The following is a 15,885-nucleotide window of genomic DNA, read 5'->3' as shown; positions in this document are numbered from 1 at the left end:
AATTTTTTTAATATGTATTTTAGAAGTAGGGACTGCCAGGTTCCTAGAGCAAACGCATTAAAATTTAACGGTTAGGGGGTTGACATTAAACTTTATATATGGTTATAGACCACAAAGGTGATTTGAGGCAATAAAGCAGGTAAAACAATCCTGTATCTTGCTATGAAAGGTGAGTTATATGGTAAAGCCATTGCTGACACTTGATTTACTTATAGAGGAAGCTGTTAAGTTTTCTGAGGTAGAAAGTATCTACGACGAACCATCATTGTTTGGTGTTACTGATGGAAAAGCTGTTGGAACTTATCTGGAACAAAAATTTCGGACATATTTGGCTTTGTCATATGAGTTTGGACTGGGAAATTCCGCTTCTGGAATAGATTTTCCAGATTTAAATATAGATATAAAAGTTACAAGCATCCGACAACCGCAGTCTTCATGTCCGTTTAAATCGGCTCGGCAAAAAATTTTTGGTCTTGGATATGGGCTGCTAATTTTTGTTTACGAAAAGACAGATGACCATCAGTATAGAACTAGTAGGTTAGATATGCACCATACTATCTTTATTGAGCCAAGCCGTACTGCGGATTATCAAATGACTCGTGGTATCCTAAATATTCTTGCCAATGATGGTAATTCTGACGACTTAGTTGCTTTTATAATGGATCGTAATCTACCAGTCGATGAGATAGAAGCACGCAATATTGCAGAGGAGTTACTTAACAATCCTCCCGAACAAGGTTATTTAACAATATCAAATGCTTTCCAATGGCGGCTTCAGTACAGTCGTGTTATACAGAAAGCAGGAGAGATTAGCGGTATTCTTAAAATAAGATAAAGTGAAATGGTACAACATAAAGCTAAAAACATATGGGAATCTGGTGATTTTCAAACACCACAAGATTTAGCCTTAGAGGTTACTCAGCTTGTTCAGAGATTAGGTATAGCACCACAATCTGTTTTAGAACCAACCTGTGGACGTGGAGCCTTTTTATTGGCAGCTTGCAAAGGATTTTTAAATCTTACTAAATTGGTAGGGGTTGATATGAGTCAGGAGCATTTGAATTACCTCATGACTAAGATTGAAGAAAAATCTTTACCTATAGATATTATTCATGGGAATTTTTTTAGCTTAAATTGGTCTGAAATTCTCAAAACATTACCCGATCCCCTACTGATTCTTGGTAATCCACCTTGGGTAACTAATTCCGATTTAGGGGTATTAGAAAGTTCTAATTTACCCAAAAAATCAAATTTTCAAGAAAAAAGTGGATACGATGCTTTAACGGGTAAAAGCAATTTTGATATTTCTGAATGGATGTTGCTACAGCATTTGGAATGGTTGAGAGCACGTACTGGTACAATTGCTATATTATGCAAAACGTCAGTTGCTAGAAAAATTCTAAATTATGTTTGGCAGTATAAACATAGGATTATCCGCGCCCAGATCTATAAAATAGATACGCTGAAATACTTTAACGCTTCTGTAGATGCCTGTCTATTCATCTTACAAATTGGAGATGGAGAGCTATCAAGTACTTGTGAAATTTTTGAGGATTTGTCAGAGCAAAAACCATTACCAGTGATAGGGTATCATGATAATACACTTGTGTCCAATGTAATAAACTATAAGCGTTGGTCACATTTGAGAGGGAAGGATTTAGATTATATTTGGCGTTCCGGTTTGAAACATGACTGTTCTAATGTCATGGAACTAGAACGTGAAGTCGATAAATACCGCAACGGATATAGTGCTATTTTTTATCTAGACAAAGAATGGGTTTATCCTCTTTTAAAAAGTTCAGATATTGGTAATGGTCGTCTGTCTAATTGTAGAAAATATGTTCTCGTTACACAGCGTTCTATTGGAGAAGATACAACTCACTTGAAGTTTGATGCTCCTCATATTTGGAATTATCTTCAAAATTATAAACAAGATTTATCAAAGCGCCGCAGTTCTATTTATCGGAATCGTCCAGAATTTTCTGTTTTTGGGATAGGAGAATATACTTTTGCACCTTGGAAAGTAGCTATCTCAGGGTTTTATAAAACTCTTAATTTCGTGCAAGTCGGTTTAATTGATAATCAACCTGTTGTCTTTGATGATACAGTTTACTTTTTACCATGTCAGTCACAATCTGAAGCTGATTTTCTTGTTAGTTTATTGAATTCAAAACCTGCTAGAGAGTTTTTAGAGTCAATGATTTTCTGGAGTGATAAGCGACCAATCACTATTGAATTGCTCAAGCGATTAAATTTACGTTTGCTAGCACGGGTTTTGAATCGAGAAGAGGAGTATGATAGTTACATTGCCAAAAATTCCAGTCAGCAACTTTCAAATTCAATACAATTAAGTCTTAACTTGGTTACAAACTAAATTTAGAAATTTAACCCTAGCCAGACCCCCGACTCTTTTAAGAAGTCGGGGATCTAGATGTATTCTCCATTAGACATCTCCAAAAATTAAATATGCATTACCCCAAAGTCTTAGTAGGGGCGCAAGGCATTGCGCCCCTACATCTTTTCTGGAGATGTCTATTATAAGGTTTTTATGAGTTTTCTATAGCCAATGACCAATGACATTAACTACTAGTTAACTCAATCCAGTAACGCTCGTAAAGTGCTTCAATTTGTTGCTCCAAAGGAGCTACACGTTCGCACTTTGCTAAAATTGCTTCTGAGGGAAACAAACTGGAATTATTTTGTATGTTTTTGGGCAATTGCTCAAATCCAGCACGGTTGGGAGTGGAAAGATTTAAGCTTTGGCTCATTTCAGATGCAACGTCCGGTCGTAAAATTAAGTTTATCCAAGCATAAGCTGCTTCAATATTGGGGGCTGTCTTGGGAATAACAACGGTGTCAGTCCATAAAGAAGAACCACTTTTGGGAATGACATACTTCAGTTTAGGATTTTCTTTAACAATTTTGACAGCATCTGATGAATAACACATTGCTAGGAGTAAGTCTCCTGCAACAATTTGGTTGCGCCATGCATCGGTTGTAAAGGCTGCAACATCTGGTTTAAGAACCTTTAGCGTGTCAAAAGCTTGTTTAATTTCATTTTCATTTGTTGAGTTGTAAGAGTAGCCAAGCATCTTCAAAACTGCACCCATGACTTCTCGGAAATCGTTCATCAATGTCATCCGCTTTGACAGAAGTTGTTTGTTTTCCCAAAGATAGTCCCAGTTATCAGGTGGAGTTTTTAGCTTTTCAGTATTATAAATAAAACCTGTTGTTCCCCAACTAAAAGGAATGCTATGACGGTTATTGGGATCGTAGATAGGATTTTGAAACCTGGGAAATAAATTATCTAATCCGATGATGCGATCGCGCTCTAATCTTGTCAGTAATCCCAAGTCTACCATTTTCCGTACCATATAATCACTTGGGTAAACCACACTATAGGCACTACCACCTCCCGCTTGGATTTTACTGAGCATGGCTTCATTGGAATCATACAAATCTGCCAATACTCTGATCCCCGTTTGAGCGCTAAAAGTTTTTAGTAAATCCTTATTAGTGTATTGTTCCCACGTGTAGATATACATTTGATCGCGGGAACCTATTGTAGCCGATGCTCGCACGTTCCCAAGTCGCCAACCACAGCCTGCTAGGGACAAGCCAGATAGTGCTGCTATTCCTGTAATAAATCCTCTTCTGCTAGTCATTTGTCACTGGTCACTGGTCACTGGTCACTGGTCACTGGTCACTGACTAAAGCCAAACAATCACTTTCTGTCCACCAAGCATAGATAGGAGTTTCACGATCTGGCCAATTAACAAATGTGTTGGGTTGTAAAACATTAATCTGTAAACCGTTAATTAATTGCACAACATAATTGATGTGCGTTCCCAAATACATAATATTAACTAACCGTCCTTCAAAGCAGTTATTTTCTACGCTGGGTTTATAAAGCGATAGCTGTATTTTTTCAGGACGCACGCTCACAACTACCGCTTGTGATAATTCTGTTGGTGTATTTTCCTCACGAGCCACAACAATGGAAAGCCCTGTTTTTGTTAACAGTTGAATGTTAAAAGCGTCTACACCTGTGATTTCACCTGCTAATAAATTGGTATCGCCAATAAAATCAGCAACAAATACTGTTTGGGGTTGTTCGTAAATTTCGCTGGGAGTACCTACTTGTTCAATTTTGCCTTGATTCATGACAGCAACCCGATCCGATAAAGACAGCGCCTCTTCTTGATCGTGAGTCACCATGATGAAGGTCAATCCCAATTCTTTGTGTAAATTGGAAAGTTCAACCCTCATTTCTTTTCTTAATTTTAAATCAAGCGCCCCAAGGGGTTCATCTAACAGCAACACTGCAGGACGGTTGACGATCGCTCTTGCCAAGGCTATCCTTTGCTGTTGTCCTCCTGAGAGTTGATTGGGAAAACGCGATCGCAAACCATCCAACTTCACCAATTCTAGAGCTTGTGTGACTCTGCTTTCTATTTCCTTCTTGCGGAATTTTTTGAGCCGCAATCCAAAAGCAACGTTCTCCCAAACATTTAAGTGGTTAAACAGAGCATAACTTTGGAACACAGTGTTAACAGGTCGGCGATATGGGGGAACACTAGTCATAGACTCACCGCGAATTAACACTTGACCTGCATCTGCTCTTTCAAACCCTGCAATAAGCCGAAGTGTAGTCGTCTTTCCACAACCAGAAGGACCAAGGATACTAAAAAATTCTCCTTGTCGAATATCCAAGTCTACTCCGTGGACTGCTCTTTCCTGGTTAAAAAACTTAAAAACGTTAAGTAACTCCACATCTAGTGGTTCAAAACCTGCGGTTCCCCCTTGATTCTGGATTAGAGTCTGAGCCATAGTTCTTAGTTTAATCGGTGAGAGTATAAGTGTTTTAGTTAATAAATGTAGTCGATTAGGCAAATGACAAGTTACACTTTGGTTTATTCTATCGGTCAAAAAGAACTTACAGAAAAATATACTATTAAGTTTATTTTGCCCGTAAATACACTTAATATTCTTAATATTTTTCCCAATCATTTTATATCAAAAAGAATTATTGCTGATAATGGGATTGTTTTATGGCTTCCTTAAAATCATCTGGATTTAGTGGATTTCTCGGAGATAAAGGCTTACGCACTGTTGGTAAAAATTACCAGTCTATATTTTTTATCATATTTACCATTGTGATGATGGCCGGTATTAACACTCGCTTAGTATATTTACAAATTGTTGAAGGTCCAAAACTGCGACAAAGAGCAGAAGCAAACCGGATACGGACAATCCTCAAACAACCAGAACGAGGTAACATTTTCGATCGCAATGGCAAACTGTTAGCAACAACACGCTATCCCCGTTCTGTGTACCTGTGGCCTATGGCGCATAAAAAACCATCCTGGTCAGTTGTCAGTTCGCGTCTCGAGCAGGTTCTTAAAATCCCTCAAGAGGATATAGAACAGAAATTAGACGAAGCGGGTCCGGATGCAACAACCCTTGTACGGATAGCACGCGACCTGAATGAAGCTGAAGTCACAGCTATAAAAGAGTATGAAAACGAACTCCAAGACGTTGAAATTCATACAGAAGCAGTACGCTATTACCCTAATGGTGAAGCCGTAGCCCATGTCATTGGTTATACTCGTGAATTAACCCAAGCACAGTTGAGAAAAAAGAAAAAAGAAGGTTATCGACTTGGAGATGTCATCGGTCAAATGGGGGTAGAAAAAGCATATGAAAAGTTGTTGCGAGGAGAATGGGGCGGTCAGCAGGTAGAAGTAGATAGCAAAGGTCGTCCAATTCGCGTGTTGGGAGAAAAACAGGCAAAAGCTGGCAATGATATCCACCTGACCATAGATTTAAATTTACAAAAGGCAGCTGAAAAAGCTTTAACATTTCCCAAAGGTGCCATTGTCGCAATCAATCCAAACAATGGGGAAGTCCTAGCACTGGTATCTCACCCCACCTTTGACCCCAATATTTTTTCCAAACAACAGCTGACTCAAAAAGATTGGGAAAGCGTACAAGGGAAAAACAATCCTCTCGTCAATCGCGCCCTGAGTGCTTTCCCTCCCGCCAGTACCTTTAAAATCATCACCACAACTGCGGGATTGGAATCGGGAAAATTTTCTCCTGGTACAGTGCTGCAAACTTACGGTTCTTTAACCATTGGTGGCGTAACCTTTGGAGAGTGGAACCATGCTGGATTCGGACCAGTGGGATTTCCAAAGGCAATGGCAATGAGTAGCGACACTTTCTTTTACCAAATTGGTAAGGGAGTGGGCGGTCCTACCTTGATTGAATGGACGCGTAAGTATGGCTTTGGCAAGAAAACTGGAGTTGAGCTGATAGACGAGGAGTCAAAAGGATTAGTTCCCGATGAGAAATGGAAGCGGAAAGCATGGAAAATTCCTTGGACTGTAGGGGACACCATTAATATGTCCATTGGACAAGGTGCGCTACAAGTCACGCCACTGCAATCAGCTATTATGTTCTCTGTTCCAGCTAACGGTGGTTATCGAGTCAAACCTCATCTGCTCAAAGACCACGAAGAATCAAAAAAATGGCGGGAATCATTAAACATGAAGTCAAGTACTATCGGAATTCTTCGCGATGGACTGCGGAAGGTGGTGACTGAGGGGACGGGTAAGCGTTTGAACTTACCATCCATTGCTCCATCGTCTGGAAAAAGTGGCACTGCTGAGGCTGGAGTTGGTCGTCCCAATCATACTTGGTTTGGGGCATATGCTCCAGCAGATAAACCAGAAATTGTGGTGGTAGCGTTTGGTGAAAACTCTGGCGGACATGGAGGTAGCGATTGTGGACCTATGGTTTTACAGGTGTTAGAGGAGTACTTCCACAAGAAGAATCCCAGTAAATACAAAAAATCTCCACCATAACAATTACCCCACTCCCCACTCCCCATTGCCCCTTATCCCCAGAGGGGGCCCCGAGTTCCCCACTCCCCACTCCCTTTCTTGTATTCTGCTAAGCAGATTACCGATGACTCCTTGGTTTATTCTTTAGCTAAAACATATTACATAAAGCCACACTACTCTAGTTAGTTTCCTAAAAACTAGGTAAAATCTTTGTGCAATCGTATACAAATACTTCTGTTCTCGCAATTCCTGGTTGTTATATGGCGCTACTGCAATCTCCTCAACCGCTAACTAAAAAAAGAGAAACACGTACCGTTGGACGTGGTTCTCAGCCCTTATTTTTAATCATATTTACTTTACTACTAACTGCGGGCATTGGCGCTCGTCTAGCATACTTACAAATTGTTGAGGGACCAAAACTTCGAGAAAGAGCCGAGTCAAACCGGATTCGGATGATTTCTAAACAACCAGAACGAGGCAATATCTTCGATCGCAATGGCAAACTGCTAGCCACAACTCGCTATCCTCGTTCTGTGTACCTATGGCCTATGTCACATACAAAACCATCATGGTCAGTTGTCGGTCCGCGTTTGTCAAAAATTATTGATATGCCCGAAGACGAAATTATCAAGAAATTAGAAGAAGCTGGTCCAAACATGACTCTTGTGCGGATTGCCCGCGACCTTAACGAAGCGGAAATTACTGCCTTGAAAGAGTATGCAAATGAACTGCAAACTGTGGAAATTCATACGGAAGCCGTTCGCTTTTATCCTCACGGACAGGCCTTAGCTCATGTATTAGGTTATACACGAGAATTAACATCAAAACAGTTGAGAGAAAAGAAAAAAGACGGTTATCGACTTGGTGATGTCATCGGTCAGATGGGTGTAGAAAAGGCGTATGAAAAAACATTGCGTGGTGAATGGGGCGGTCAGCAAGTGGAGGTAGATGGTAAAGGTCGCCCCATTCGGGTATTGGGAGAAAAACAAGCAAAAGCAGGGAATGATATCCACCTAACTTTAGATTTAAACCTGCAAAAGGCAGCTGAAAAAGCTTTAAATGGTCGTGACGGTTCTATTGTTGCCCTCGATCCAAATAAAGGTGCTGTTTTAGCAATGGTATCTCATCCCACTTTTGACCCAAATATTTTTTCCAAGCAAAAAGTTTCTAAAAAAGATTGGCAAACCGTGCAGGGCGAAAACCATCCTTTGCTCAATCGCGCTGTCAGCAGTGCTTACCCACCCGCCAGTACTTTTAAAATTGTGACTACAACAGCTGGGTTAGAATCAGGCAAGTTTTCTCCCAACACAGTCCTGCAAACCTATGGTTCTCTGACAGTTGGTGGGGTGACTTTTGGGGAATGGAACCATGCAGGATTCGGTCCGCTAGGATTTACAGGGGCTATGGCATGGAGTAGCGATACATTTTTCTACCAAATTGGTCGAGGCGTTGGTGGACCGGGTTTAATTGAATGGACTCGCAAATACGGGTTTGGTAAGAAAACAGGAGTAGAGTTTGTCTCTGAAGAAACCAAAGGGAACGTTCCAGACGAAGCATGGAAGCAAAGAGTGTGGAAAATGCCCTGGACTGTGGGAGATAGTATTAATATGTCTATCGGTCAAGGCGCTTTACAAACGACACCGCTACAAGTTGCTGTCATGTTTGCTGTTCCAGCCAACGGTGGCTATCGAGTAAAACCGCACTTACTGAAAGACAACGAAGAATTAAAAAATTGGCGGGAATCGCTAAACATGAAGCCAAGTACCGTGAAAGTTTTGCGCGAAGGCTTGAGGAAAGTTGTATCTGAGGGTACGGGGAAAGCACTGAATGTCCAAACCATTCCTCCCTCCTCTGGTAAAAGCGGTACTGCAGAAGCATGGAAGCGGCGAGTGAAAGCAAATCATGCTTGGTTTGGTGCATATGGTCCATATGATAAGCCGGAAATTGTGGTTTTAGCATTTGCCGAACACTCTGGCGGTGGTGGCGGTAGCGTTGCAGCTCCTATGGTACTGCAAGTTATGGAAGAATATTTCCGGCACAAATCTCCTAGTAAGTCTCAGAAAGCAGGGAACTGAAAAAGATAGGAACTGAGGACTAGAGCACCGATACAGTATTCAAAAAGAAGGCAAAAAACCCGGTTTCTCTCTGTGGTCAAGCTTGATATCTCGTATGCTCAACGATGAAGTTACCGGGTTGAGTGTGATTTCTGTATCGGCGCTTTAGGCTTAGGGTTGGTATTGCCCTACCTACAACTAGTGTACGCATTTCATAATGGCTACTTATTTTTTATACCTTACTAAAAGCAAAGTCTTTATCTAATTCTCGTACTATCACTGCTAAAAATAATTGCTTAATCGGGGATACTAAGTCAAGAGGAAAGTATTGATTTTCTACGATTTGAGCAATCCTACATATATATGCACCGATTAGCTATAGAATTAGCCTTTATTTTTACTATTTTAATTTGGCTATATTTTTCAATTTTTTGTCATGAAATGGGTCATTTTATGACAGCTAAAATATTAAGATTTAATCCCTATCTTGTAAGAATAGGAGTAGGTAGAACAATACTAAATTACAAAATTTTGAATACATTAATTGAGATAAAAGCTATTCCTACAGGTGGATTTACTAATATATCTAATATAGCTCAACAAGGGTTAAAATCTAAGCTTATACTCATACACATAAGCGGACCATTGAGTAATTTATTTTTAGGCTTACTTCTCTATTTTATTTCTAATAATTTAGAATTTATAGAAATCATTAGCAATTTATCTAGTATAGAGTTTTTAATATTCATTACTAACCTTATACCTTTGAAGACATATCAAGATGGTAGAACATATTCAAGCGATGGCAAGCAAATCCTAGATACTTTAATAAAAAGTAAGCAGAAAATTATTCAAAAGCTATTAGGCTTAAGTAGATACACATTAGATAAAAATAATACTTCTCTTATTTACTTTAACAATGATATTGAACTTTTATATGCAGCTTTTCAAGTAGAAGCATTATTACAGCAAAAAAAATATGATAATGCAATTGAAATTCTAGAACAGATTTTAAATCACCCTAACTGTTTAACTAGAGATAAAGTTTATATTATAGATGTTTTAGCTTCCATTGTGATAAATTACGGAGAAATAAAATATCTCCAGAAAGCAGATAACTGGTCTTTACAAGCATTAGAAATAGCTAGCAATCTTAAAACCGTTCAAGGAACTAGGGGTGCTATTCTTATAGAAATGGGTAAATACTATGAAGGAAAAGAAATACTTTTACCTTTAACGGAAGTAGGTAATGATGGCGTTGATATAGCGGTTAGTTGTTGTTATATTGCTAAAGCCGATTATTTTTTAGGCAATGAAGAGCAAGTCAACTATTGGCTTAAGAAAGCTGGTAAAATTGGGATGGCAAATCATATTTTGCTAAGAATAAAAAGGGAAATTAATCGATAGATATAGAGGTGATGCGTTTTTGCAGCCTTATTATTTCACGGGCAACAAAATTGTAAATTCTGTTCCTTGACCCGGTGTAGAGTGTACGCTAAGCTCTCCATTATGCTTTTCCACAACAATTTGACGGGCGATCGCTAATCCAAATCCCGTTCCTTTGCCAACAGCTTTGGTAGTAAACAAATGGTCAAAGATTTTGGCTGACACATCTTCTGTCATGCCTTTACCATTATCACGAATCCGGATCTGTACCCAGTTTTCCAACGCCTGCGTGTAAATAGTAATTTGTTGCCGATTGGCTCGGAGTTCGACAAATGACTGTGTTTGTGTCATCTCGTCAAACACATCGATCGCATTTGCCAAAATGTTCATAAACACTTGATTTATTTGACTGGGGAAGCACTTGATTTGGGGCAACTTGCCATATTCTTTCATAATATTGATAGCAGGACGGTGTTCGTTGGCTTTAAGGCGGTATTTCAGAATGAGCAGGGTGCTATCAAGTCCCTCGTGTAAGTTAGCGCTGACTTTATAGTCAGTGTCAGCGCGGGAGAAGGTGCGGAGACTGGTACTGATGGATGTGATGCGATCTGTTGCTCCTTTCATTGAGTCCAGTAATTTAGGTAAGTCCTCGCTCAAGAATTCTAGGTCGATATCTTCAGCATGGTTTTGAATGGGTGTTGCTGCTTGAGGATAATGTTGCTGATAGAGCCTCAAATGTCTGAGCAGGTCTTGAACGTAGTCTTTGGCGTTGTTAATGCTACCGTTGAGGAAGCCGATAGGGTTATTGATTTCGTGGGCAACGCCTGCTACAAGGTTGCCTAAGGATGCCATTTTTTCGCTCTGGACAATTTGCAGTTGGGCGTTTTGCAGATCTTGCAAGGCTTGTTCGAGTTCTTGAGTTTTTTGAATGACAGCAGCTTCAGCACGTTTGCGATCGCTAATATCTAGGGCTACAGAAAGACCACCTAAAAGCTCACCTGTGGAGTCAATCATTGGAGCGTTAAACCACTCACAGGTGATACGCTGACCGTTTTTTGTCAAGTTCTCATTAATTGCATGAGATCCGCCATGCTGAGCTAATATTTGTTTGGCGACATCATCCACATAAGCACGATATTCTTCTGGAACAATGAAACTGAAATGCTGACCTAACACTTCCTCTTTGCGATAGCCGAACGCTTTCTCTGCTGCTGGATTCCAAGTTTGCACCTCAAATCGAGTATTCCATTCAACGACTATAAGTGGTGTTTGCTGAACTATCAGTTTTAGCCGTTCTTGAGACTGCTCTAACGAAGGGTATCCGTGAATTCCCAGACTTACATTTGCATCTGCATTCATATTGCCAAGCTAGTTTTTTCTATAACTCAGGATACCCATGTCTTGAGTGAAAATTCATGACTGGTTTTAGTTACCATTCTTAGGTAATAGACTTCTTGCGTAAATATTTTTTGACCTCACGCAAAGCCGCAAAGCCAAGAAAGTCAGCAAAAATTGACTTTTGCAAGAACTCTGATTAAAGAAGGCAATCGCGATGAAAAATTTCATTACCAAACATGAAAATCTCTCTACCCTACTCCCTACTCCCTTTATTATTGTGCTTGGGTGGGTTTATAATTCTTAGCTCTGTAAAAAGTTTCCAAGCTACCGCGATCGCCTACAAAACGCCAGTGCCATGGTTCATAACTTACTCCTTGAGGATTCTCCTTGGGAAATGACAACTCAAAACTAAAACGGGCTGCATTCGCTTGCAACCACTGAAAAGCTTTTGTTTTTTCAAAATTAGTATTGAGATTAGTAGATGGTGCGGCTCCATCCCCAATGTCTACAGCGTAACCTGTATGATGTTCGCTATGACCGGGAGGTGCGCTGACAGCCGCTCGTTGTGCGGGTGTCTGGTTTCGCTGAGCACCAACTACAAAAAATAACTGTTCTTGTTCTTGTATGGAGCGAAAACCGGAAATTGGAACTAAAATAACTCCCGCGCTTCTTGCTGCTGCTACCATCTCTTGATATTTTTGAGCAGCAGTTGCTCTCAATTTAATACGTCCATCACCAGTAATCGGTTGAAGTTCAGCTAAAGAGGCTTCTGAGTAGGAAAAATGCCCCAACACAAAATCTTCATCATTAACTTTGGCAGAATTTCCAGATTCTTGCGAAGTTGTAGGATTTGAACTTGCAGGAGAAAGTTTGGAATTACTTGGTTTTTTGGATTCAATAAAAAGGAAAAACAAACCGCTCAACAGAGCCAGGAGGAGAAATCCCGCGACTCCTCCACCCAACCAAATGAACCCTCGGAAGCGCACCTTAGTTTCTGCATCAGGAGTATCGCGTAAAGCTGCCGGGATATCTTCACTTTTACTAGGTGGTGTGTCCTGTGGTTGTTCGGGAAAACCAGCATTACTCACAAATCCACTCCTGCTTTTGATAAATAACCATAAAAATTGTAAACTAGATACAAGGACACAAAATTAGGTAATATTTCACATCTACTTATATAAGTCCCAGTTTTGTTTAAACTCTTAGAACTGTACCTTTTGCTAGTGGGTCTAGTCCTTCTTGGATATATCCTGGGACGCAACTTACCCGCTACAGTTCCTACCCAACTAGGTAGGTTCCTTTTCTGGGTAGGAGTACCGATAAGCATTGTAATTTTTTTACGAAAAGCTGACCTGTCGGGACCGATTTGGATTGCACCAGCGATCGCCTTCCTAGCTATTTTACTAGGAGCGTTTTTAGCTTGGCTAGGAATTAAAGGACAAACCTATTTGACTAATACTACACCTCAGAACCCGACTCAAGGTAGTTTTATCCTAGCGGCAATGGTGGGTAACACAGGTTATATTGGCTATCCTGTCACACTGTCAATAGTTGGCACTCAGTATTTTGCATGGGCATTGTTTTACGATTTGCTGGGGACAACATTAGGGGCTTACGGATTAGGTGTTGCAATAGCCGCCCGTTTTGGCAATACTGCTCAAAGTTACAAGCAAGTGCTTCATGCCATTCTCATCAATCCAGCCTTATGGAGTTTTGGATTTGGTTTCCTCCTCCGACAAGCTAAAATACCCCAACCCATCGATTTTTTTCTAGAGAAAGTAGCTTGGTGTTCCGTTGCCTTATCCCTTGTATTAATCGGGATGCGGCTGAGCAAACTCAATTCTTGGCGCAGTTTCCCAAGAGCGACCATGAGTGTGGGGATCAAAATGTTAGTTGTTCCCTTATTGGTCAGCAGCATTATACCGCTCTTTGGTTTAACCGGAGAAGCAGCACAAGTTATTTTACTACAAATGGCAATGCCGCCAGCCTTTGCCACATTAGTTCTTGCTGAAACCTTTAACCTCGATCGCGATCTTGCAGTTACTGCATTGGCAATGGGAACCATGCTACTGTTGTTTACTTTGCCATTGTGGTTAGTAGTTAGTGGATAGTGGATAGTGGATAGTAGTTGACAGCTAACAACCAACAACTAACAACCAACAACTAACCACTAACTACTAACCATTACCACCAAATCCGCCGGATTCATTAATTCGTATGGTTCAAAAGGTTGGTGTATCCAGGGGTTGTCTGGTAGGTAATCGATGTAGTAATCCGGTACTATAACAGAGCAAGCTTTGTACCAGAGGACACCCGTCCGAATGTCTTCTATAGGAGAATTGCTGTTTTCTTGTAACCATGGAATGCACTTTTGAAGCGTAATTCCAGAATCCACCAAATCATCCACTAAAAGAATGCGCGAACCTAAATGTTCAGTTGTCATGGTTAAATGGCGAGAAAAGATGAGATTTCCTCTCTCTTGCTTTCCCAGACCACTGTAAGATGATGTTGCTAAAATTGCCAAGGGCTGCTTATAAATACGGGAAAGAATATCTCCAACCCTCAGTCCTCCTCGTGCAAGACAAACAATCTGGTTAAATTCCCACCTAGACTGGTAGATTTTAGCAGCCAGTTGTTCAATTTTTTGGTGATAATCTGACCAAGAAACGTAAAGGTCTGGCATTTTGGTTAGTGGTTAGTGGTTAGTAGGGGCGCAAGGCATTGCGCCCGTACAGTGGTTAGTAGAACTCATGACAAATGACAAATGACAATAATTAATTTTATTACAAACTTAAAGATTTATGAACAATTCTGACGCAGATGCTCATTCCGAACAAGTCTATCAGCCAGAAAAACTAGACTTAAAAACAAAACTTGCTTTTGGTGCGGGTGACTTGGGACCAGCAATAACTGCAAACATCAGCATCTTTTTTCTGATGATTTTTTTTACTAATGTCGCTGGTATCTCAGCAGGGTTGGCTGGCAGTATACTACTGATTGGGAAAATTTGGGATGCAGTTAACGATCCTTTTGTTGGAGTACTTACCGATCGCACAAAATCCAGGTGGGGACGACGTTTACCGTGGTTATTCTATGGGGCAATCCCTTTTAGTTTGTTCTTCTTTTTGCAATGGATTATACCTCGATTTAGTGACGATCCCAAAGTTAATGTTTGGGGTTTATTTTGGTATTACGTTGTCGTTGGATTGGTATCACAGGTATTCTACACTGTGGTCAACTTGCCATACACGGCAATGACTCCAGAACTGACTCAAGATTACGACGAACGTACCAGCCTTAACAGCTTTCGTTTTGCTTTTTCCATTGGTGGCAGCATTTTGTCCCTACTACTGGCAAAAGTTGTTTTTGATAATATAGCTAACCGCCAACAGCAATATCTAGTGTTAGCTGCAATTTGTAGTGTAATCTCAATATTAGGGCTGTACTGCTGTGTTTGGGGTCTTCGCGATCGCGTTATGGCTTTTGAAGCCAAGCGTACTGCTGCCCAAGAGGAAACTGTCTCCATACCTATAAAAGAGCAGCTAAAAATCGTTTTTAGCAATCGACCTTTTCTCTTCGTTATTGGAATATACCTTTTTTCCTGGTTAGCCGTACAGGTGACAGCAAGTATCATTCCTTACTTTGTTGTTAACTGGATGCGACTTAAAGAATCAGATGTTCCAACAGCACTGATCGGAGTTCAAGGAACTGCTCTTTTGATGCTCTTTGTATGGAGTGCAGCAAGTCAGAAATTTGGGAAAAAAGCTGTTTATTTTATGGGCATGAGTTTATGGCTGATAGCACAAGCAGGGCTATTTTTTTTACAACCCAATCAAGTAGGTTTAATGTATGTCCTAGCAGTTATGGCAGGGGTTGGTGTTTCTACCGCCTATCTCGTACCTTGGTCGATGATGCCAGATGTGATTGAATTGGATGAACTTCAAACCGGACAGCGAAGAGAAGGGATTTTTTACGGCTTTATGGTTTTGCTGCAAAAGTTTGGTTTGGCATTGGGGCTGTTTTTAGTCGGGATAGCCCTAGAAACTTCTGGTTTTAAAGAAGCAGTTGCGGGGCAAAGCGCACTCCCCGTGCAACCAGAGTCAGCACTTTTTGCTATCCGCATTGCGACTGGTCCCATCCCTGCGATTTGTTTAATTTTTGGGCTGATTTTAACGTATTTTTACCCAATTACCCGTGAGATGCACGCGCAAATCGTGCTGCAGCTCAAAGAACGGCAAAACAGGTAATACAATTTTAGATTT

Annotated in this window: 12 protein-coding genes; 7 read left to right on the top strand and 5 right to left on the bottom strand. The window is 40.5% G+C overall.

Annotated features, from left to right (window positions below; translation table 11 throughout):
• Window positions 1–178: 178 nt before the first annotated feature.
• Both WA1_RS21365 and WA1_RS21360 read left to right on the top strand, forming a co-directional pair.
• Window positions 179–835, top strand: a complete 657-nt coding sequence (locus WA1_RS21365; protein ID WP_017748912.1) for a type II restriction-modification system restriction endonuclease — start codon at window positions 179–181, stop codon at window positions 833–835.
• A 6-nt stretch (window positions 836–841) separates the two neighbouring features.
• The gene (locus tag WA1_RS21360) at window positions 842–2,374 is read left to right on the top strand and encodes an N-6 DNA methylase (RefSeq protein ID WP_017748913.1); all 1,533 of its coding nucleotides are present in this window, start codon (window positions 842–844) and stop codon (window positions 2,372–2,374) included.
• Between the two features lie 205 nt (window positions 2,375–2,579).
• Here WA1_RS21360 and WA1_RS21355 read toward each other — a convergent pair whose 3' ends face one another.
• Window positions 2,580–3,665, bottom strand: a complete 1,086-nt coding sequence (locus tag WA1_RS21355; RefSeq protein ID WP_017748914.1) for an ABC transporter substrate-binding protein — start codon at window positions 3,663–3,665, stop codon at window positions 2,580–2,582.
• Window positions 3,666–3,696: 31 nt separating this feature from the next.
• Window positions 3,697–4,830: an ABC transporter ATP-binding protein gene (locus WA1_RS21350; protein WP_017748915.1), complete on the bottom strand. Its 1,134-nt coding sequence runs from the start codon at window positions 4,828–4,830 to the stop codon at window positions 3,697–3,699.
• A 221-nt stretch (window positions 4,831–5,051) separates the two neighbouring features.
• On the opposite strand from WA1_RS21350, the gene mrdA (WA1_RS21345) reads away from it, so the two are divergent.
• The 3 genes from mrdA (WA1_RS21345) to WA1_RS21335 all read left to right on the top strand — a co-directional run bounded on the left by mrdA (WA1_RS21345) (window position 5,052) and on the right by WA1_RS21335 (window position 10,306).
• Entirely contained in the window at window positions 5,052–6,866 is a 1,815-nt protein-coding gene (gene mrdA, locus WA1_RS21345) for a penicillin-binding protein 2 (RefSeq protein WP_017748917.1), read from the top strand.
• A 239-nt stretch (window positions 6,867–7,105) separates the two neighbouring features.
• Window positions 7,106–8,920 carry a penicillin-binding protein 2 gene (mrdA, locus tag WA1_RS21340; RefSeq protein ID WP_017748918.1) on the top strand — a complete coding sequence of 605 codons (1,815 nt, stop codon included), beginning with the start codon at window positions 7,106–7,108 and terminating at the stop codon, window positions 8,918–8,920.
• Window positions 8,921–9,262: 342 nt separating this feature from the next.
• Window positions 9,263–10,306, top strand: coding sequence for a tetratricopeptide repeat protein (locus WA1_RS21335; protein ID WP_017748919.1), 1,044 nt, complete (start codon window positions 9,263–9,265; stop codon window positions 10,304–10,306).
• Between the two features lie 30 nt (window positions 10,307–10,336).
• Here the strand turns inward: WA1_RS21335 and WA1_RS21330 are convergent, their stop codons facing one another.
• Both WA1_RS21330 and WA1_RS21325 read right to left on the bottom strand, forming a co-directional pair.
• Window positions 10,337–11,644, bottom strand: coding sequence for a sensor histidine kinase (locus WA1_RS21330; protein ID WP_017748920.1), 1,308 nt, complete (start codon window positions 11,642–11,644; stop codon window positions 10,337–10,339).
• Window positions 11,645–11,895: 251 nt separating this feature from the next.
• Window positions 11,896–12,711, bottom strand: coding sequence for a M15 family metallopeptidase (locus tag WA1_RS21325; protein ID WP_017748921.1), 816 nt, complete (start codon window positions 12,709–12,711; stop codon window positions 11,896–11,898).
• A gap of 102 nt (window positions 12,712–12,813) precedes the next feature.
• Here WA1_RS21325 and WA1_RS21320 point away from each other — a divergent pair, with 102 nt between their 5' ends.
• Window positions 12,814–13,734 (top strand): AEC family transporter, encoded by a 921-nt coding sequence (locus WA1_RS21320; RefSeq protein WP_017748922.1) that lies wholly within the window; start codon window positions 12,814–12,816, stop codon window positions 13,732–13,734.
• Between the two features lie 59 nt (window positions 13,735–13,793).
• Here WA1_RS21320 and WA1_RS21315 read toward each other — a convergent pair whose 3' ends face one another.
• Complete coding sequence (locus WA1_RS21315; protein ID WP_017748923.1) at window positions 13,794–14,306, bottom strand: phosphoribosyltransferase; 513 nt, start codon at window positions 14,304–14,306, stop codon at window positions 13,794–13,796.
• Between the two features lie 118 nt (window positions 14,307–14,424).
• Here WA1_RS21315 and WA1_RS21310 point away from each other — a divergent pair, with 118 nt between their 5' ends.
• A complete protein-coding gene (locus WA1_RS21310; protein ID WP_017748924.1) occupies window positions 14,425–15,870 on the top strand; it encodes an MFS transporter in 1,446 nt (481 codons plus the stop codon).
• Window positions 15,871–15,885: the final 15 nt, after the last annotated feature.

It is taken from the genome of Scytonema hofmannii PCC 7110, assembly GCF_000346485.2.
GTDB classification, from domain to species: domain Bacteria; phylum Cyanobacteriota; class Cyanobacteriia; order Cyanobacteriales; family Nostocaceae; genus Scytonema; species Scytonema hofmannii.
This window is presented reverse-complemented; position numbering and strand designations above follow the sequence as displayed.

What these genes read in the sequence shown, in the direction of transcription:
- WA1_RS21365 (WP_017748912.1), top strand. Translation starts at nt 179, where the DNA reads ATGGTAAAGCCATTGCTGACACTTGATTTACTTATAGAGGAAGCTGTT.
- WA1_RS21360 (WP_017748913.1), top strand. Translation starts at nt 842, where the DNA reads ATGGTACAACATAAAGCTAAAAACATATGGGAATCTGGTGATTTTCAA.
- WA1_RS21355 (WP_017748914.1), bottom strand. Translation starts at nt 3,665, where the DNA reads ATGACTAGCAGAAGAGGATTTATTACAGGAATAGCAGCACTATCTGGC.
- WA1_RS21350 (WP_017748915.1), bottom strand. Translation starts at nt 4,830, where the DNA reads ATGGCTCAGACTCTAATCCAGAATCAAGGGGGAACCGCAGGTTTTGAA.
- mrdA (WP_017748917.1), top strand. Translation starts at nt 5,052, where the DNA reads ATGGCTTCCTTAAAATCATCTGGATTTAGTGGATTTCTCGGAGATAAA.
- mrdA (WP_017748918.1), top strand. Translation starts at nt 7,106, where the DNA reads ATGGCGCTACTGCAATCTCCTCAACCGCTAACTAAAAAAAGAGAAACA.
- WA1_RS21335 (WP_017748919.1), top strand. Translation starts at nt 9,263, where the DNA reads ATGCACCGATTAGCTATAGAATTAGCCTTTATTTTTACTATTTTAATT.
- WA1_RS21330 (WP_017748920.1), bottom strand. Translation starts at nt 11,644, where the DNA reads ATGAATGCAGATGCAAATGTAAGTCTGGGAATTCACGGATACCCTTCG.
- WA1_RS21315 (WP_017748923.1), bottom strand. Translation starts at nt 14,306, where the DNA reads ATGCCAGACCTTTACGTTTCTTGGTCAGATTATCACCAAAAAATTGAA.
- WA1_RS21310 (WP_017748924.1), top strand. Translation starts at nt 14,425, where the DNA reads ATGAACAATTCTGACGCAGATGCTCATTCCGAACAAGTCTATCAGCCA.